Source organism: Streptomyces auratus, assembly GCF_050433025.1.
GTDB lineage: Bacteria > Actinomycetota > Actinomycetes > Streptomycetales > Streptomycetaceae > Streptomyces > Streptomyces sioyaensis.
This window is the reverse complement of sequence record NZ_JBNGCB010000001.1, coordinates 3,681,268-3,699,239: the sequence shown is the minus strand read 5'-3', so window position 1 is coordinate 3,699,239 and position 17,972 is coordinate 3,681,268. Positions and strand designations below refer to the sequence as shown.

Genomic DNA, 17,972 nt, shown 5'->3' with positions numbered 1-17,972 from the left:
ACGGTAGCACCGGAACGGGGACCGCCCGCCGCGCCGTAGTCTTGAGGCGTGCTGCTGCTAGCTCTTGACACCGCCACCCCCGCCGTCACCGTCGCGCTCCACGACGGATCCGGCGTCCTCGCCGAGTCCCGTCAGGTGGACGCCCGCCGGCACGGCGAACTGCTGCTGCCCGCCGTCGACCGGGTGCTGGCCGAGGCCGGCCGGAAGCTCGACGCGGTCAGCGACATCGTGGTCGGCGTGGGCCCCGGGCCGTACACCGGCCTGCGGGTCGGCCTGGTGACCGCCGCGACCTTCGGGGCGGTGCTCGACGTACCCGTCCACGGCCTGTGCACGCTCGACGGCCTCGCCCACGCCGCCGGGCTGACCGAGCCCTTCATCGTGGCCACCGATGCCCGCCGCAAGGAGGTCTACTGGGCGCGCTACGAGCCCGGCACGGCGCCCGGCGAGCCCGGCACGCCGTCCCGTCCGGTGACCCGGGTGACCGAGCCCGCCGTCGACCGCCCCGCGGACATCGCCGACGAGGTGGCCGGGGTCCCCGCCGTGGGCGCGGGCGCGCTGCTCTACGACACGGTCTTCACCGGCGTCCGGCGCGACGGGCCCGAGCACCAGTCCGCCGCCGCGCTGGCCGCGCTGGCCGCACAGAAGCTGGCGGCGGGCGAGGAGATGCTGCCCCCGCAGCCGCTGTATCTGCGCCGCCCGGATGCCCAGGTCCCGGCCAACTACAAGGTGGTCACTCCCCGGTGAGCGTCCGCCCGTCGCCCGACCCCCGCCCCCCGGCGCCGCCGCCGGGCAGTCCCGCCGACCGCGGCCTGGTGCTGCGCGAGATGCGCTGGTGGGATCTTGCGCCGGTGCTGGAGCTGGAACGGGAGCTGTTCCCCGAGGACGCCTGGTCGCCGGGCATGTTCTGGTCCGAGCTGGCCCATGCGCGCGGCCCGCGGGCCACCCGCCGCTATCTCGTCGCCGAACTGGTGCCGCCGCGCTGGGGGTCCCCCCGGACAGCGTCTGGGGGAGGCGCCGATGACGGGCGGGCGGGCCGGCTGGTCGGCTACGGCGGACTCGCCGCCATCGACGGCACCGGCGACATCCAGACCATCGCCACCGCCCGCGACCAGTGGGGATCCGGCCTCGGCTCCCGGCTGCTGACCGAACTCCTCGGTGCCGCCACGGACTTCGAGTGCCATGAGGTGCTGCTGGAGGTACGGGTCGACAACCTCCGCGCCCAGCGCCTCTACGAGCGGTTCGGCTTCGAGCCGATCGGCTTGCGCCGCGGCTACTACCAGCCCGGCAACGTCGACGCCCTGGTGATGCGCCGCACCACCCAGACCTCGTCCGAAGCACCCCCCGTACAAGGAACTTGACACTCATGGCTGACTCACGCGGCGGACCGCTCGTCCTCGGCATCGAGACCTCCTGCGACGAGACCGGTGTCGGCATCGTCCGCGGCCACACCCTCCTCGCGGACGCCGTCGCCTCCAGCGTCGACGAGCACGCCCGCTTCGGAGGGGTGGTGCCGGAGGTGGCCTCGCGCGCCCACCTGGAGGCGATGGTCCCCACCATCCAGCGGGCCCTGAAGGACGCCGGGGTCACCGCCTCCGACCTGGACGGGATCGCGGTCACCGCGGGGCCGGGCCTGGCCGGTGCGCTGCTGGTCGGCGTCTCGGCCGCCAAGGCGTACGCCTACGCCCTCGGCAAGCCGCTCTACGGCGTCAACCACCTCGCCTCGCACATCTGCGTCGACCAGCTGGAGCACGGCCCGCTGCCCGAGCCGACGATGGCCCTGCTCGTCTCCGGCGGCCACTCCTCCCTCCTCCTCGCCCCCGACATCACCTCCGACGTACGCCCGCTCGGCTCGACCATCGACGACGCGGCCGGCGAGGCCTTCGACAAGATCGCGCGGGTGCTCCACCTCGGCTTCCCGGGCGGCCCGGTCATCGACCGCTACGCCCGCGAGGGCAACCCCGACGCGATCCGCTTCCCGCGCGGGCTGACCGGCCCCCGCGACCCCGTCTACGACTTCTCCTTCTCCGGGCTCAAGACGGCGGTCGCCCGCTGGATCGAGGCCAAGCGGGCGGCCGGCGAGGAGGTGCCGGTGGCGGACGTCTCGGCGTCCTTCCAGGAGGCCGTGGTGGATGTGCTGACCCGTAAGGCCGTCCGGGCCTGCAAGGACAACGGCGTGGAGCATCTGATGATCGGCGGCGGGGTGGCGGCCAACTCCCGGCTGCGGGCGATGGCCGAGCGTCGCTGCGAGGACGCCGGCATCACGCTGCGGGTGCCGCGGCCCAAGCTGTGCACCGACAACGGCGCGATGGTCGCCGCCCTGGGCGCGGAGATGGTGACCCGCGGCCGGGCGGCCTCCGACTGGGACCTGTCCGCGGACTCCTCGCTGCCGGTCACCGAGCCGCATGTGCCCGGCGAGGCGCCCGCCGCCCCGGCCGCGCACCACCACGGCCACGACCACGACCACGTGCACGAGATGAGCAAGCACAACCTCTACTCCTGAAGACGGCCGCGGGCGGGGCGCGTTTGTCGTTCTTCGCGTGCTGTCGACTCCGCCCGCCCGGTGCGTGGCCCGAGGTCTTACCCTGGCAACCAGCACTGGGCGCGCATGTGGGGAGGCGGCAGGCCGTGGACTGGTTCTGGTGGGTCTTCATCTTCTTCATGGCGGGCGGATTCGCGAAGGTCGTCGACGCCGCCCGTACGGCGCTGCGCACCCGCCATGAACGCAAGATGGAGCGGCTGGAGACCGTGCGCCAGGAGCGGCAGGAGCTGGCCGCCGCCCACAAACCGCCGGAGCCGGTGTGCGGCTGCACCCACCACCTCGCCAAGCACGACAAGCGGGGAAAGTGCCATGAGCGGGTCGAGGTGGCGGTGGTCTGGGACGAGGACCACCGGCCGGTGCAGTACGAGGCCGGGCAGTGCACCTGCCAGCAGTACATCGGCCCGCAGCCGCTCTCCCAGATCTACGCCGAGGACCTCACCGACCTGGCGTGACCGGGTCCGTGGCCGGGTGCCCCAGCAGCATCGCGGGGGCGCCGGCGACCCGGGTGAGGAAGATCGTGCAGGAGTTGCGCCCACCGCCGAGCTTCAGCTTCTTTCGCAGCTCCTCGGGCTCCACCGCGGAACCCCGCTTCTTGATCACTGCGATGCCCACCTCGCGCTCCCGCAGCAGCGCCTTGAGCCTCTTGAGGTTGAACGGCAGCACGTCGGTGAGCGCGTAGGCGGTCGCGTACGGCGTCGCCGTCAGCCGGTCCGCGGTGATGTACGCGATGGTCGGATCGATCAGCCGGCCGTCGATCTGCCGGGCGACGTCCGCCACCAGATGGGCCCGGATCACCGCGCCGTCCGGTTCGTACAGCCAGCCTCCGACCGGGCCGACCGGGGGACGGTCCGCCTCGTCCGCGGCTGGGTCGGCGGACGGGGCCGGCCGGGCCGCGCCGAGCAGGGTCTCGCCGGCCGGCAGCAGGGTGGCGCGGCGGCCGCCCGGGGCCGGGCGGGCCGGGCCCTCCTCTGCCGACCCGAACCACACCACCGCCTCCTTGACGTCGCCGCCGTCCGAGATCCACTCCGTCTCGGCGTCCTCGGGCAGGGCGTCGTGCGGCACCCCGGGCGCGATCTTCAGCGCCGCGCACGGCGCCGTACGGGCCGCCTCGACCGCCCACGACAGCGGCGGTGAGTACGCCTCCGGATCGAAGATGCGGCCGCCGCGGGCCTTGCCGCGCCGCGCCGGATCGACGAACACCGCGTCATATCCGGCGGTGTCCACCTCCGTCACGTCCGCGCAGCGCACCTCGATCAGCTCCGCGAGCCCCAGCACCTCGGCATTGGCCCGGGCCGCCGCACAGGCCAGCGGGTCGCGGTCGACGGCCAGCACCCGGATTCCGGCCCGCGCCAGCGCCAGCGCGTCACCGCCGATGCCGCAGCACAGATCGGCCAGCGTACGGACGCCCAGCGCGGCGAACCGGGCCGCGCGGTGGGCGGCGACGGTGGTGCGGGTGGACTGCTCGACGCCGTTCGGCGTGAAGTACATCCGCTGCGCGTCCGCCCCGAACTTCGCCGCCGCGCGCTGGCGCAGCCGGGCCTGGCCGAGAGCGGCGGAGACCAGCGGCGCGGGGTGCTCCCGGCGCAGCCGGGTGGCTGCCGCCAGCTCATCCGCCGGGTCGTGGTCCCGCAACTCGGCCAGCAGAGCCTGTCCCTCCGGGGCGAGCAGGCCGACGAAAGTGTCGAGGTCGTTCATGGGGGTCATTTTCCTCCCACGTTTTTGTCTTTGCTTCCCACGTTGTCGGCTATCCCGCCGTGGTGGTTGCTCGCCGTTGCGCTTTGCGGCGCCGCCGGACGTTGTCGGCTTTCCCGCCGTGGTTGCTTCTCGCCGTTGCGCCTGCGGCGGGCTGGGTGGGTTTCGGGTGCGGTGACGGGCCTCCGGGGCCTGGTGTGTGGACTGCTTCGCTTTACGTCCACACAACAGGCCCCTCCGGCCCGTCCCCTCCCGTTGTGGGGAAAGTGAAGGTGGGAGGGGGCTGGCCACTCATAGCCAGTTCACTGCGACCGACGAGGCGCACTGGACCACCTACGAGCACCCCCACCGGCCTTTTTCCTCCCCCACTCACGGGAGGGGCCGAGCCGCAGGACGAAGTCCGGAGGAGCGGCACCGCACCCGACAAACCACGCTCGCCGCAGGCGCAACGGCGAAAAACCACCACGGCGGGCCAGCCGAAAACGTGCGGGTGCGCCGCAAAGCGCTACGCCGGCTCTCGCCGGCGCTGCGCATGGTCGCTGATGCGTAGCAGTAGCGCCACCATCACCCAGTTCGCGACGAGGGAGGAGCCGCCCTTGGCCAGGAACGGGAGGGCCTTGCCGGTCAGGGGGATCAGGCCGGTGACTCCGCCGGCGACGACGAAGACCTGCAGCAGCAGCGCTCCGGAGAGGCCGACCGCCAGCAGTTTGCCGAACGGGTCGCGGGCGGTCAGGCCGACCCGCAAGCCGCGCTGGGCGAGCAGCACGTACAGCATGAGCACGGCCATCACCCCGGCCAGGCCCAGCTCCTCGCCCACGGTGGTGAGGATGAAGTCGCTGTTGCCGGCGAAGCCGATCAGTTCGGGGTGGCCCTGTCCCAGGCCGCTGCCCGCGATCCCGCCGCTGCCGAAGCTGAACAGCGCCTGCGCGGCCTGGTCGGAGATCAGCCCCGGCGGCCGCTGCGCCTGCGGCAGGAAGATGTCCATCGGGTGCAGCCAGGCCATGATCCGGCCCTTGACGTGCGGTTCCGTCGAGCCGACCACGGTGGCACCGACCACGGCCATGGCCAGTCCGCAGAGCACCCAACTGGTGCGCTCGGTCGCCATGTAGAGCATGATCACGAAGACCCCGAAGAAGATCAGCGAGGTGCCCAGGTCCCGTTCGAAGACCAGCACCAGCAGGCTGATCACCCAGATCGTGAAGATCGGTGCGAGCTGCCGCCCCGGGGGCAGCTGGACGCCCAGCACCCGCCGCCCGGCCAGCGCCAGCGCATCGCGGTTGACGGTGAGATAGCCCGCGAAGAACACCGAGATCATGATCTTCACGAACTCGCCGGGCTGTAGCGACAGCGGCCCGAGCAGGATCCAGCGCTTGGCGCCGTACATGTCGGCGCCGAAGAAGGCGGGCGCCATCAGCAGCACCAGCGCGACCACCATCGTCAGATAGATGTAGCGCTGGAGAATGCGGTGGTCGCGCAGCACCAGCAGGATGACGATGCACACGGCGACCCCGATCACCGTCCACACCAGCTGGCCGCTCGCCGCCTCGGCGATCTTCAGCCGGGGCTTTTGCGCGTACGTCACGTCCAGGCGGTGCAGCAGCACCAGACCGATCCCGGTCAGCAGCGTCGCCAGCGGCAGGATCAGCGGATCGGCGCGCGGCGCGAAGCGGCGCAGCACCAGATGCGGCACCAGCGCCACGAACAACATGCTGACGGCGAAGCCGGTCAGCCCGCCGGGCAGTCGGCCGGTCATCGACAGACCGGTGTAGGCGTAGCCGAAGTCCGCGATCAGGACGACGAGGACGAGCAGCCACGCCTCGGTCCGCCGGCGGTCCGGTGCCTGGGCCAGCGCGGCGAACGTCATGGTGCGTTCGGCATCGCTCTCCCGCTCCCTGGCAGCCCGGGGAACGCTGGTCGGTCCACGCACGGGAGTCCTTCCGCCATCGGTCGTCGACGCCGCCGGCCGTCCGGGAGTGGGCCCGGTTCGTCGGTTCGGCGGCAAGGAGGTAGACGAGGCAGCCCCTGGCGTGGTTGCGAGGGAAGGGAAGGTGTGTCCGATTTATGGCTGATTTGGCGGGAGTCGCCGGGGGGTCTTCCCCCAAAACTGCCCGGATTCGGCCCCGGAGGGCCGTAAGTGGGGGCCGGGGGCGGCCTGGGGGCGCGGTTCCGTACGGCGGGTCGGCCGGCGTCGGCGGAAGCCTCCCCTCGCCGCGCTGGCACTCCGCTTGACCGAGTGCTAACCGCGTCATAGTCTCAGCGTTGGCACTCTCCAGTGGGGAGTGCCAGACATACAGCGACGGGCAGGTCCGGCACCCGCGACGACGGATCGACCTGGTCGCCACCTCAGACAGTTAACCCCGTGAGATCTCCGAAGGGGGAGGTCGGATCGTGACGACCGCCAGCTCCAAGGTTGCCATCAAGCCGCTCGAGGACCGCATTGTGGTCCAGCCGCTCGACGCCGAGCAGACCACGGCTTCGGGCCTGGTCATTCCGGACACCGCCAAGGAGAAGCCCCAGGAGGGCGTCGTCCTGGCCGTGGGCCCGGGCCGTGTCGAAGACGGTAAGCGCGTCGAGCTCGACGTCACCGTCGGCGACGTCGTTCTCTACAGCAAGTACGGCGGCACCGAGGTGAAGTACAACAACGAGGACTACCTCGTTCTCTCGGCCCGCGACGTTCTCGCGATCGTCGAGAAGTAAGTCACCGGTTTTGCCGTGATCTGCGCCCCTGGTTCCCGCGTCTAAACAACCCGGGGCAGGGGCGCAGTTCGTTTGAGCGACAGCGGTCCCCACTGCGTGGCCGAGGATCGCAATGAGAGGACTTGAAGCAACCCATGGCGAAGATCCTGAAGTTCGACGAGGACGCCCGTCGCGCCCTTGAGCGCGGCGTCAACAAGCTCGCCGACACCGTCAAGGTGACGATCGGCCCCAAGGGCCGCAACGTCGTCATCGACAAGAAGTTCGGCGCCCCGACCATCACCAACGACGGCGTCACCATCGCCCGTGAGGTCGAGGTCGACGACCCGTACGAGAACCTTGGCGCCCAGCTCGTCAAGGAGGTGGCGACCAAGACCAACGACATCGCGGGTGACGGCACCACCACCGCCACCGTGCTGGCCCAGGCGCTGGTCCGCGAGGGCCTGCGCAACGTCGCCGCGGGTGCCTCCCCGGCCGCGCTCAAGAAGGGCATCGACGCCGCCGTCAAGGCCGTGTCCGACGAGCTCCTCGCGACCGCGCGCCCGATCGACGACAAGTCCGACATCGCCGCCGTGGCCGGCCTGTCCGCCCAGGACAAGCAGGTCGGCGAGCTCATCGCCGAGGCGATGGACAAGGTCGGCAAGGACGGTGTCATCACCGTCGAGGAGTCCAACACCTTCGGTCTGGAGCTCGACTTCACCGAGGGCATGGCCTTCGACAAGGGCTACCTCTCGCCGTACATGGTCACCGACCAGGAGCGTATGGAGGCCGTCCTCGAGGACCCGTACATCCTGATCCACCAGGGCAAGATCTCCTCGATCCAGGACCTGCTGCCGCTGCTGGAGAAGGTCATCCAGGCCGGTGCCTCCAAGCCGCTGCTGATCATCGCCGAGGACGTCGAGGGCGAAGCCCTGTCGACCCTGGTCGTCAACAAGATCCGTGGCACCTTCAACGCCGTGGCCGTCAAGGCCCCGGGCTTCGGTGACCGCCGCAAGGCCATGCTCGGCGACATCGCCACCCTCACCGGTGCGACCGTCATCGCCGAGGAGGTCGGCCTCAAGCTCGACCAGGCCGGTCTGGACGTGCTCGGCACCGCCCGCCGGGTGACCGTCACCAAGGACGACACCACCATCGTCGACGGCGGCGGCAAGGCCGACGACGTCACCGGACGCGTCGCCCAGATCAAGGCCGAGATCGAGACCACCGACTCCGACTGGGACCGCGAGAAGCTCCAGGAGCGCCTCGCCAAGCTCGCCGGTGGCGTCTGCGTCATCCGCGTGGGTGCGGCCACCGAGGTCGAGCTCAAGGAGAAGAAGCACCGTCTGGAGGACGCCATCTCCGCGACCCGCGCCGCGGTCGAGGAGGGCATCGTCTCCGGTGGTGGCTCCGCTCTGGTCCACGCCGCCAAGGTGCTGGAGGGCTCCCTCGGCAAGGAGGGCGACGAGGCCACCGGTGTCGCCGTCGTCCGCCGCGCCGTCGTCGAGCCGCTGCGCTGGATCGCGGAGAACGCCGGCCTCGAGGGCTACGTCATCACCGCGAAGGTCGCCGAGCAGGACAAGGGCAACGGCTTCAACGCCGCCACCGGCGAGTACGGCGACCTGGTCAAGGCCGGCGTCATCGACCCGGTCAAGGTCACCCGCTCCGCCCTGGAGAACGCCGCGTCGATCGCCTCGCTGCTGCTGACGACCGAGACCCTGGTCGTCGAGAAGCCCGCCGAGGACGAGCCGGCCGAGGGCGGCCACGGCCACGGTCACGCGCACTGACGTGAGCTGATTCGGCGACGGTCGGCCTCCGGGCCGGTCGCGTGCCGCACTGAAGACCCGGTTTCCGCTTGGGCGGGGGCCGGGTCTTTGGGGTTTTGGGGAGGGGGCTGGAGCTGGGGCTGGGGGCTTGGTTTTTGGGGCCTTGTTCTTTGAGGGGCCTTGGGGGCATCGCTGCACGCTCCGCGCCGAGCCTGCCGCGGCGGCGCGCGGCGGGCGCGGCGGGCGCGGCAGGCTCCGCCCCGCGTGCGCCCTTGGCCTTTGGGGAGGGGCGAGGTTCGGGGCGTCCCTGGGGGGTGGGGGATTTCGGCTCGGGGTGGGGGTGGTGTTTCCCTGCGGCCCCTTGGGTTGTTGTTTCTCCGCCGCGCACCCCTTGGGTTGTTGTTTCCCCGCCCCCCACCCCTTGGGTTGTTGTTTCCCCGCCGCGCACCCCCTGGTTGTTGTTTCCCCGCCCCCCACCCCCCTTCGGGGGGTGGGCGGGTGTGGAGGGGCGCCTTGCGTGAGGGCCGGTGGAATCTGGCGTGAGGCTCGGCGGGTGTGTGGGGCCACCTCACATGACGGCCGGCGGCGGTGTTGAGCCACCTCGCGTGAGGACCGGGTGTGGAGGGCCAGAGCGCGAATGCCCCGCGCCCGTCCCCCAACGCGCGCTCACGCCGAACGGCGCAAATGCTCCGGCAGTACGGGGTCCCTGAACGGGCAGCCATGTGCATAACGTTCGAGTTCGGCGAGGGCGTGGTCGGCCAGGCGGTGGAGCTCGGTGCCCAGCGATCCCGCCACGTGGGGTGTCAGCAGCACGTTCGGAAGGTCCCACAACGGCGAGTCGGGTGGCGGAAGTTCGGGCTCGGTGACGTCGAGGACGGCGTGCAGGCGGCCGCTGAGCAGCTCGGGGAGCAGCGCCGCCGGGTCGACCAGGGAGCCACGGGCGGTGTTGATCAGGGTGGCGCCGTCGGGCATCAGGGCCAGTTCGTGTGCGCCGAGCAGATGGCGGGTGGCGGGCAGCTGCGGGGCATGCACGGTGACGATGTCGCTGCCGGCGCAGAGCGCGTCGAGCGGGGCCGGTGTCACGCCGAGCCGGGCGGCCTCGGCGGCGTCCACGTACGGGTCGTAGAGCAGAACGCGCAGGTCGAACGGGCGCAGTAGCTCGATGACGCGGCGGCCGATACGGGAGGCGCCGAGGACGCCCACGGTGCGGTGGTGGTTGCCGGCGCCGGCGAGTTCGTCCTGCCAGTCGTGCGGTGCGCGCAGGCTCCGGTAGCGGTGGGCGGAGTGCAGCACCCGCTTGTTGGCGAAGAGGATCGCGGCGAGGGTGTACTCGGCGACCGGGAGCGCGTTGGCAGCGGCGGCCGAGCTGACGGCGAGACCGCGCTCCCAGCAGGCGTCGGTGAGGTGGTGCCGGACCGAGCCGGCGGCGTGGATGACGGCTCGGAGCCGGGGCGCCGCATCCAGGACGGCGCCGGTGAGCGGCGGGGCGCCCCAGCAGGTGAGGAGGACCTCGGCGTCGGCGAGGGCGGCGGCGACCGCGGGGGTGGGGCCGGCCAGGTCGTGTGCGACGAGGTGCGGGTCGGTACGGGCCAGCGCCACCAGGCGGGTGCGATGGCGGTCAGCGAGCAGTCGGCCGGCGATGCCGGGTGCCATCGAGAGCAGCAAGGCGGGCCGGGCAGGGGGGTTTTCCACAGGCCCGGCGGCAGTGTCAGGGGTCGGGTGCATAGTGAGGAACGTGCTCCTTCGCGGTCGCCCGTCAGTGCGCGTCACCTGCCGCCACCGGTGGCGGGAGCGGCTCGTCCAGTGTGTCGCCGCAGGGACGGGGTGGCGACCGCCGGCGGGCGGACGGCGCGAGGAGCGGACCGGTGACGAGGAGAGGGGAGTGGGGCATGAGGGGCGCGGGGGGACAGGGAAACCGCTGGCCGGTACGCCCGATTGACGCGTGGTCAGGCACGGCTGAAGGATGCCGTCACCCGGCCACCGCCCACCGCCCCAGGGGGAGCCATGTCCGAGCCGCACCCCGAGCCCCCTGCCGTACGGCGCCCGCGTCCTCCGTGCCCCCTGCCGTTTGCGCTGCCACCCGAGGACCGCCGCCGTAGCCCGTACACCGGCTGGACCCGCGCCCATTGGGAGGCGACGGCCGACGGCCTGCTGCGGGCCACCGCCCGCCATGCCTCCCCGCGCCACGGTCTGATCGTCCTGCCCGGAGCCCGCCCCAGCTCCTCCGGCCCCCGCTCGGACGGCCTCGAAGGCTTCGCCCGTACGTTCCTGCTCGCGGCGCTCCGCGTGGCCGGTGCCGGCGGCCGCGATCCGCACGGCTACCTTCCCCGTTATGCCGAGGGTCTCGCCGCAGGCACCCACCAGCCCAGCGCCGCACGCGAGCTGACCCCGGCCGACCCGGATTCCTGGCCCCGTATCGACACCGTCCGCCAGGCCCGGGTCGAGGCCGCCTCGCTCGCCCTCGGGCTGCGCCTGACCCGGCGCCGGCTGTGGGACACCCTCGACGAGGGCGTTCGCGCCCGCGTCGTCGAGTGGCTGCTGCCCGCCTTGGGCCCGTCGCCCGTCGACAACAACTGGTGGCTCTTCGGCCTCACCGTCGGCGGCTTCCTGCGAGAGGCGGGCATCGAGACCGACCGCGCCGGGGCGGCCATCGACCGCGCGCTGACCCGCATCGAGGACTGGTACCGGGGCGACGGCTGGTACGCGGACGGCGACAACCGCGCCTTCGACCACTACAACGCCTGGGCGCTGCACTTCTACCCGGTCCTGCACGCCCATCTCAGCGCCGACCGGACCCTCCTGGCCACCTACGGCCCCCGCCTGAACGCCCAACTGGACGCCTGCACCCGTCTCTTCGACTCCAACGGGGCACCGCTGCCCTTCGGCCGCTCGCTCACCTACCGCTTCACCGCCGCGGCCGCCCCATGGCTGGGCGCCCTCACCGGACACACCCCGCTCACCCCCGGCGCCACCCGCCGCCTCGCCTCCGGGACCCTGCGGCACTTCCTCGACCGCGGCGCCCTCACCCGGGACGGCCTGCTACCGCTCGGCTGGTACGGCCCGTACACACCGATGCTCCAGAGCTACTCCGGTCCGGCCTCGCCCTACTGGGCGGCCAAGGGCTTCCTCGGCCTGCTGCTCCCCGCCACCCATCCCGCCTGGACCGCCCCCGAGGAGGCGCTTCCCGCCGAAACGGCCGACGCCGCCGGGCCGTTCGGTACCACGGGCCTGCTGCTCCACTCCACCGCCTCCGACGGCCTGGTGCGTCTCCACAACCACGGCAGCAATTCCGTCCGCAGCACCCCTGACCCCTACTACGCCCGCTTTGCCTACTCCACCCGCACCGGCCCCACGGCCCCCGCCGGCGAGGACCCGGCCCTGCCCGACAACCACTTCGCCCTGCTCCTCGACGGCCGCCCCACCACTCGCGGCCCCGCCACCCCGTATGCGGACGGGCCCGACCGGGCCTCCTCCCTCCACACGCCGCGCCATGCCGACGGCACCGAACTCGCCGGCGTCCGGATCCTGTCCGCCACCCTCGTCCACGGCCGCGCCGAACTCCGCGCCCACCGGGTCACCGGCGCCGCCCCTGGCACCCGCGTCCGCCAGACCGGCTGGGCCACCACCCCCGACGGCCCCACCGCCCAACTCCACCCCGTCCACGGCTACGACACCCCGCCCCGCCGCACCCCTACGGGAAGCACCCTCTTCGGCCCCCGTACCGAAACCGCGGCCGTGGAGGGCACCATCACCGCCGACCCCCGGGGCACCCTCTTCGTGGCCCTGGCGTCGCTGACCGGGGACATGGACCCGGCCCCCGTAGAGGAACTGGCAACAGCAGTCGTCACGGGCCATGACATCCACATCAGCTGGGACGACGGCACCAGCACCCACCTCGCCCTATCTCACCCACCTACGGGAGGGGACGGGCCGGAGGGGCAGGGTGCCCGGACGTAAAGCGAAGCAGTCCGGACACCCTGCCCCGGAGGCCCGTCACCGCACCCACAGCCCCGCGCAGCGGACCCCGCCCGCCGCGTGGGGGTACCTCCCACGCCCTTCAGGCAGTGGGGGAGCCACGGCGAAAAACCACCGTGGCGGGAAAGACGACAACATGGGAAGGCCGCCAAGCGCAGCGATTAGCGCGGTCCGTACTTCCGGCCCGTACGCGAGGTGACCCCGCCCAGCACCCCACGGGGCGCCAGCTTCACGGCACCCATCAGCGCCTTGTAGCGCGGGTCCGGAATCGACAGCGACTTCCCCCGCGTCAGGTCCTTCATCGCGGCATCGACGAGCTTGTCCGCATCCAGCCACATCCACCCGGGGATGTTCTCCGTCCCCATCCCGGCCCGCTGATGGAATTCGGTCCGTACGAAGCCGGGGCACAGCGCCATCAGCCGCACCCCACTGCCCGCCAGATCCCGCGCCGCGCCCTGGGTGAACTGCACGACCCACGCCTTGCTCGCGCCATAGGTGCCGCGCGGCACGAACGCCGCCACCGACGCCACATTGACCACCGCGCCCCGCCGGCGGTCCCGCATCCCGCGCACCCCGGCCGTGGTCAGCCGCAGGACCGCCTCGCAGTGCACCTTCAGCATCGTCAGCTCGTCGGCCATCGAGACCTCGAGGTACTCGCCCTTGTTGCCGAAGCCGGCATTGTTCACCAGCAGATCCACCGGGTGCTTGGTGTCCGAAAGTCGCGCCTCGACGGCCGCGATGCCGTCCTCGGTGGCCAGATCGGCGCTCAGCACCTCCGCCTCGATGCCATGCCGGTCGTGCAACTCGGTGGCCTGCTCGTTCAGTCGCTTCTCGTCGCGGGCCACCAGCACCACGCTGTGGCCGTCGCTCGCCAGCCGCCGGGCGAACGCCGCCCCGATGCCCGCCGTGGCTCCTGTGATCAGTGCAGTCGTCATACGGGCACGCTATCCGCCCCGGCCGCACGGCCCGAGCCCCAACCCCACCGACGCGGCCGCCCGTCCGGCCGCCGCCGCGCCGCCCCGCCGTCCGTGCCCTGGAGCCCACCGCCCCCGGCCCGCAAGGCCCTTGCCCTCCGAGCTCCCCGAACCAGCCGTCCGGCCCGCCCCGCCACGGAACCGCCCGGCCCCGGGACTCAGCCCTTCTCCCGCTCCATGTACGTCTGCGCCCGCCGCCGCGCCTCCTCCGGGAGCGCCCCGCCCGCCTCCAGCAGCCGCGGCAACAACTCCCGACGGGTGGTCAGCGCCTGGAACATCAGCCGGATGCTCACCTCATGAGCCGGCCGGTGCACCAGCTCGACGGTGTCCCCGGCGCGGATCTCCCCCGACTCGATCACCCGCAGATACGCACCGGGCACCGCGGCCTGGGTGAACCGCTTCAGCCACCCGTGCTCGCCCAGCCACCCCTGGAACGTCTGGCAGGGGATACGCGGACAGCTCACCTCCAGCAGCAGCCGCGGGCCGACCCGCCAGCGTTCCCCGATCAGCGCTCCGGTGACCTCCACACCCGACGTGGTGAGGTTCTCGCCGAACGAGCCGTTGGCCAGCTCGCGGCCCAGCTCCCGCTGCCAGTCGTCCAGATCCTCCCGGGCGTAGGCGTAAACGGCCTGGTCGTCGCCTCCGTGATGGCGCAGATTGACCACCGCGTCGCCGGCCAGCCCGCTGCCGCCGGTGCCCTTGGGCCCGGGCGCGGTCACCGCGACCGGGCCGTCCACCGGCCGCTTGTCGATACCGGTGGTGCCCCCCGCCGCTTGGGTGTGTTCGGACGGTGCGGGCTGCCCCAGATTCACGGTCAGCAGCTTCATAGGGCGCTCCGTTGGTCGGTCGGTGCGGCTCTTGCGGGCCTCCTTCACATCTTCCCCGTTCGCGGCCCGTCATGGATCACTCCGGGCCGGGCCCATGCTCCATGCCGGGAACCACCCAAAAGCTTTGGCGCACCTTTTCCCGACCACCCCAAGAATCGCTTATGATTGATCCATGATCGAGGCCCGTCATCTCCGTGTGCTGCGTGCGGTCGCCCGGACCGGTTCGTTCTCCGCCGCCGCGCGCGAGCTGGGCTGCACCCAGCCGGCCGTCAGCCAGCAGATGAAGGCCCTGGAACAGTCCGCCGGCACCCCGCTGCTGGTGCGTACGGGCCGCGAGATGCGGCTGACCCAGGCGGGCGAGGCACTCGTCCGGCATGCCGTCGGCATCATCGCCGGACTCACCGCCGCCGAGGAGGAGATCGCGGCCATCGCCGGCCTGCGTGCCGGACGGGTGCGGCTGGTGTCCTTCCCCTCCGGAAACTCGACGCTGGTGCCGACCGCCCTGGCGACGATGCGCGCCGCACACCCGGGCACCCGGGTCTCGCTGGTCGAGGCCGAACCCCCGCGCTCGATCGAGATGCTGCGCAACGGCGACTGCGAGATCGCCCTGGCCTTCCGCTACCCGGAAGTGCGTGGCGCGGACCCGGCGGCCGCGGCGGAGTGGGACGACCTGGTCGTCCGGCCGATCCTGGCGGACCGGCTGGTGGGCCTGGTGCCGGACGGCCACCGGCTGGCGAGGGAGGGGAGCGCACACTTCTCCGAGCTGGCCGACGAGTCCTGGATCGCGGGCTGCCCCCGCTGCCGCCGGCATCTCGTGGAGGTCTGTGAGAGCGCGGGCTTCACCCCGCGCATCGACTTCGCGACGGACGACTATCCCGCGGTGATCGGCCTGGTCGGCGCCGGCCTGGGGGTCGCCGCGCTGCCCGAGCTGACGCTGACGTCGGTACGCCTCAAGGGAGCCACGGCCGTACGGATGGAGCCCGCCGTCCACCGTGAGATCGTCGCGCTCACGCTGCCGGATCTGGCGCACGTCCCCGCCGTCGAGGCCACGCTCGACCAGCTGGCGCACGCCGCAGGGCGCTGAGGGGACCGGAGCACACGGCCCGCCCGGCTCCGCCCGCCGGCACGGCTCCGAGGAGGTCGCCGGCCCGCCCGGCTCCGCCAGGTCACTCGCCCATCCCCGCCCCGCCGGCCCGCCCGGCTCCGCCAGAGCACCCGGCCACCCCACCCCGCCGCTCACCGCAGCCCTCTGCCATCCGAGCCCGCGGCCGCACGGCTCGTGCAGGAACGTTTCTTCAGGAGCGATCCGCTCCCGTGGGTCAGGCGCCGGAGCCGCCCGCATGACCGGTCATGGAGGACGCGGGGATCAGCCGGTGGCGCGCCCGACCCATGAGCTCCTCGCGTTCGTCCTCCGTCAGACCGCCCCAGACCCCGTAGGGCTCCCGGACGGCCAGTGCATGCGCCGCGCACTCGGCCCGTACGGGGCAGCGCATGCAGACCTCCTTCGCCGATGTCTCACGCGCGCTGCGGGCCGCTCCGCGCTCGCCCTCCGGGTGGAAGAAGAGGGAGCTGTCCACGCCACGACAGGCGGCCAGCAGCTGCCAGTCCCACAGGTCGGCGTTCGGGCCCGGGAGGCGGGAGAAATCTGCCATTGCGTGTCCCCTCGAAGCGATGCTGATGCGGGCTCGGTGCTCACGACGGTACATCTACTGTCGAAGTAGATGTAAATATGACTCATTGCGAATCTAGTCATAGTCACCATCAAAATGGAAGAAAGAGAGCCAAATAGGGCATAGGGTGCACGCGCGGATGCCGGTCGCCCGTTGAGTCGTCTGCGTATCCGGCTCCTCACGGAGCGTGCTGAACTCGGTCGCCGAAGCCGTAACTCTTTCGAGTGACCGTCGTTGAGTGTGCGGAGGCGATTGGCAGAGGTAGCCGTAGGGCAGGTGTCCGAGGCCGTCAATCGCAACAGGTGACGATACGTACCAGCCTGGAGGCTCAAGGTGACGCGCATCAGCTGCGGAGGACGGTCATGACATCCGTCCTCGTCTGCGACGACTCCCCGCTTGCCCGAGAGGCGCTCCGTCGGGCGGTTGCGACCGTGCCCGGCGTCGAGCGTGTGACGACCGCGGCCAACGGCGAGGAAGTCCTCCGCCGCTGGGGCGCCGATCGCTCGGACCTTATTTTGATGGACGTACGGATGCCCGGGCTCGGCGGTGTCGAGACCGTGCGCCGGCTGCTGTCCGCCGATCCCGGCGCCCGGATCATCATGCTCACGGTGGCCGAGGACCTGGACGGCGTCGCGCTCGCGGTCGCCGCCGGTGCCCGCGGCTATCTGCACAAGGACGCCTCGCGCGCCGAACTGCGGGCGACGGTGACCCAGGCGCTGGCCGACCCGACGTGGCGGCTCGCTCCACGGCGGCTGCGGTCCGCCGAGATGGGCGCCGCACCGACGCTCACCGCGCGGGAGATCCAGGTGCTGGAGGGCATGAGTCACGGCCGCTCCAACGCCGAGATCGGCCGTGAGCTGTTCCTCTCGGAGGACACGGTCAAGACCCATGCCAGGCGCCTCTTCAAGAAGCTCGGCGCCTCGGACCGCGCGCATGCGGTGGCCCTGGGCTTCCGCTGGGGACTGGTCCGCTAAGGCGTTGTGACGTGCAGCGATGCGGGGGAGTGAGGATCCCCGCCCGCCCTGTGGCGGGCGGGGTGACAGGGTGCCCCGCACGCCGCCGCGTCCGCCGGCGGTCCGATTCGCCGCGCGGTGCCGCATCCTTGAGGTATGGAGTTCCTCGGGGACGGGTCGGTCGGGCACGAGGGGAGGGCGCACATGACAGCCGGCGCACCTGCCGCTCATAACGCTTCAGCGCACAAGTACGGACCTGATGCCGCGGATCGTGCGGCGCCAAGGCACCATGGTCCGATGCGTGAGGACGGGAAGCAGGAAATCGGCGATCTCGTCGCTCGCGCAGTCGAGGGTGACCAGCGAGCCACCCACGATCTGCTGGCCCATGTGCATCCCCTCGCCCTGCGCTACTGCCGCACCCGGCTGTCGAGGCTGCCGGGTGATGCCCGGCACTTCGTCGAGGATCTGGCACAGGAAGTGTGTGTCGCGGTGCTCTGTGCGCTGCCGCGCTACCGCGACACCGGCAAGCCCTTCGAGGCGTTCGTCTTCGCCATCGCCGGCCACAAGGTCGCCGATCTGCAGCGGGCGGCGATGCGGCATCCGGGCAGCACGGCCGTGCCGTCCGACGAGATGCCCGAGCAGCCGGACGACTCCCTCGGCCCGGAAGAGCGGGCGCTGCTGAGCAGCGACGCGGAGTGGGCCAAAAAGCTGCTGGCGAACCTTCCGGAGAACCAGCGCGAGCTGGTCCTGCTGCGGGTCGCCGTCGGGCTGACCGCCGAGGAGACCGGCCAGATGCTGGGGATGTCGCCCGGCGCCGTACGGGTCGCCCAGCACCGTGCGCTGAGCAGGCTGCGGGCGCTCGCCGAGCAGTAGCAGATTCCCGGCCTCCACGGCGCCTTTCCGCTG

General features: G+C 72.0%; 16 protein-coding genes. 10 read left to right on the top strand and 6 right to left on the bottom strand.

Annotated elements, in window-relative coordinates; all coding sequences use genetic code 11:
- Positions 1–48 precede the first annotated feature (48 nt).
- The 4 genes from tsaB (at position 49) to BKA18_RS15855 (ending at position 2,991) form a co-directional block, all read left to right on the top strand.
- Positions 49–744, top strand: a complete 696-nt coding sequence (tsaB, locus tag BKA18_RS15870) for a tRNA (adenosine(37)-N6)-threonylcarbamoyltransferase complex dimerization subunit type 1 TsaB (protein WP_366047727.1) — start codon at positions 49–51, stop codon at positions 742–744.
- Positions 741–1,358 (top strand): GNAT family N-acetyltransferase, encoded by a 618-nt coding sequence (locus tag BKA18_RS15865; RefSeq protein WP_429638334.1) that lies wholly within the window; start codon positions 741–743, stop codon positions 1,356–1,358. The genes tsaB and BKA18_RS15865 overlap by 4 nt, the downstream gene beginning before the upstream one ends.
- 5 nt (positions 1,359–1,363) lie before the next feature.
- Entirely contained in the window at positions 1,364–2,500 is a 1,137-nt protein-coding gene (gene tsaD, locus BKA18_RS15860; RefSeq protein ID WP_366047728.1) for a tRNA (adenosine(37)-N6)-threonylcarbamoyltransferase complex transferase subunit TsaD, read from the top strand.
- Positions 2,501–2,625: 125 nt separating this feature from the next.
- Positions 2,626–2,991 carry a hypothetical protein gene (locus BKA18_RS15855; RefSeq protein WP_366047729.1) on the top strand — a complete coding sequence of 122 codons (366 nt, stop codon included), beginning with the start codon at positions 2,626–2,628 and terminating at the stop codon, positions 2,989–2,991.
- Here the strand turns inward: BKA18_RS15855 and BKA18_RS15850 are convergent.
- Both BKA18_RS15850 and BKA18_RS15845 read right to left on the bottom strand, forming a co-directional pair.
- Positions 2,975–4,234: a class I SAM-dependent methyltransferase gene (locus BKA18_RS15850; protein WP_366047730.1), complete on the bottom strand. Its 1,260-nt coding sequence runs from the start codon at positions 4,232–4,234 to the stop codon at positions 2,975–2,977. The two genes, BKA18_RS15855 and BKA18_RS15850, sit on opposite strands and share 17 nt — an antisense overlap.
- A gap of 502 nt (positions 4,235–4,736) precedes the next feature.
- A complete protein-coding gene (locus tag BKA18_RS15845) occupies positions 4,737–6,095 on the bottom strand; it encodes an FtsW/RodA/SpoVE family cell cycle protein (RefSeq protein WP_366047739.1) in 1,359 nt (452 codons plus the stop codon).
- Positions 6,096–6,619: 524 nt separating this feature from the next.
- On the opposite strand from BKA18_RS15845, the gene groES reads away from it, so the two are divergent.
- Both groES and groL read left to right on the top strand, forming a co-directional pair.
- On the top strand, positions 6,620–6,928 hold the full coding sequence (gene groES, locus BKA18_RS15840; RefSeq protein ID WP_093483780.1) for a co-chaperone GroES: 309 nt from the start codon (positions 6,620–6,622) through the stop codon (positions 6,926–6,928).
- A gap of 134 nt (positions 6,929–7,062) precedes the next feature.
- Positions 7,063–8,688, top strand: coding sequence for a chaperonin GroEL (gene groL, locus BKA18_RS15835; RefSeq protein WP_006604923.1), 1,626 nt, complete (start codon positions 7,063–7,065; stop codon positions 8,686–8,688).
- Between the two features lie 645 nt (positions 8,689–9,333).
- Here the strand turns inward: groL and BKA18_RS15830 are convergent.
- Complete coding sequence (locus BKA18_RS15830) at positions 9,334–10,392, bottom strand: hydroxyacid dehydrogenase (protein WP_366047731.1); 1,059 nt, start codon at positions 10,390–10,392, stop codon at positions 9,334–9,336.
- Positions 10,393–10,671: 279 nt separating this feature from the next.
- Between BKA18_RS15830 and BKA18_RS15825 the strand changes: the two genes are divergently transcribed.
- Positions 10,672–12,624: a DUF2264 domain-containing protein gene (locus BKA18_RS15825; protein WP_366047732.1), complete on the top strand. Its 1,953-nt coding sequence runs from the start codon at positions 10,672–10,674 to the stop codon at positions 12,622–12,624.
- Positions 12,625–12,803: 179 nt separating this feature from the next.
- Here BKA18_RS15825 and BKA18_RS15820 read toward each other — a convergent pair whose 3' ends face one another.
- Both BKA18_RS15820 and BKA18_RS15815 read right to left on the bottom strand, forming a co-directional pair.
- Positions 12,804–13,577: an SDR family NAD(P)-dependent oxidoreductase gene (locus tag BKA18_RS15820; protein ID WP_006604926.1), complete on the bottom strand. Its 774-nt coding sequence runs from the start codon at positions 13,575–13,577 to the stop codon at positions 12,804–12,806.
- A gap of 197 nt (positions 13,578–13,774) precedes the next feature.
- Entirely contained in the window at positions 13,775–14,443 is a 669-nt protein-coding gene (locus BKA18_RS15815) for an MOSC domain-containing protein (protein ID WP_366047733.1), read from the bottom strand.
- Positions 14,444–14,615: 172 nt separating this feature from the next.
- Between BKA18_RS15815 and BKA18_RS15810 the strand changes: the two genes are divergently transcribed.
- On the top strand, positions 14,616–15,527 hold the full coding sequence (locus BKA18_RS15810; protein WP_366047734.1) for a LysR family transcriptional regulator: 912 nt from the start codon (positions 14,616–14,618) through the stop codon (positions 15,525–15,527).
- A 235-nt stretch (positions 15,528–15,762) separates the two neighbouring features.
- On the opposite strand, the gene BKA18_RS15805 is transcribed toward BKA18_RS15810, so the two are convergent.
- Positions 15,763–16,095 (bottom strand): WhiB family transcriptional regulator, encoded by a 333-nt coding sequence (locus tag BKA18_RS15805; RefSeq protein WP_006604929.1) that lies wholly within the window; start codon positions 16,093–16,095, stop codon positions 15,763–15,765.
- Positions 16,096–16,475: 380 nt separating this feature from the next.
- On the opposite strand from BKA18_RS15805, the gene BKA18_RS15800 reads away from it, so the two are divergent.
- Complete coding sequence (locus BKA18_RS15800) at positions 16,476–17,087, top strand: response regulator transcription factor (RefSeq protein ID WP_003948568.1); 612 nt, start codon at positions 16,476–16,478, stop codon at positions 17,085–17,087.
- Between the two features lie 276 nt (positions 17,088–17,363).
- Positions 17,364–17,939 (top strand): sigma-70 family RNA polymerase sigma factor, encoded by a 576-nt coding sequence (locus BKA18_RS15795; RefSeq protein ID WP_040899000.1) that lies wholly within the window; start codon positions 17,364–17,366, stop codon positions 17,937–17,939.
- Positions 17,940–17,972: the final 33 nt, after the last annotated feature.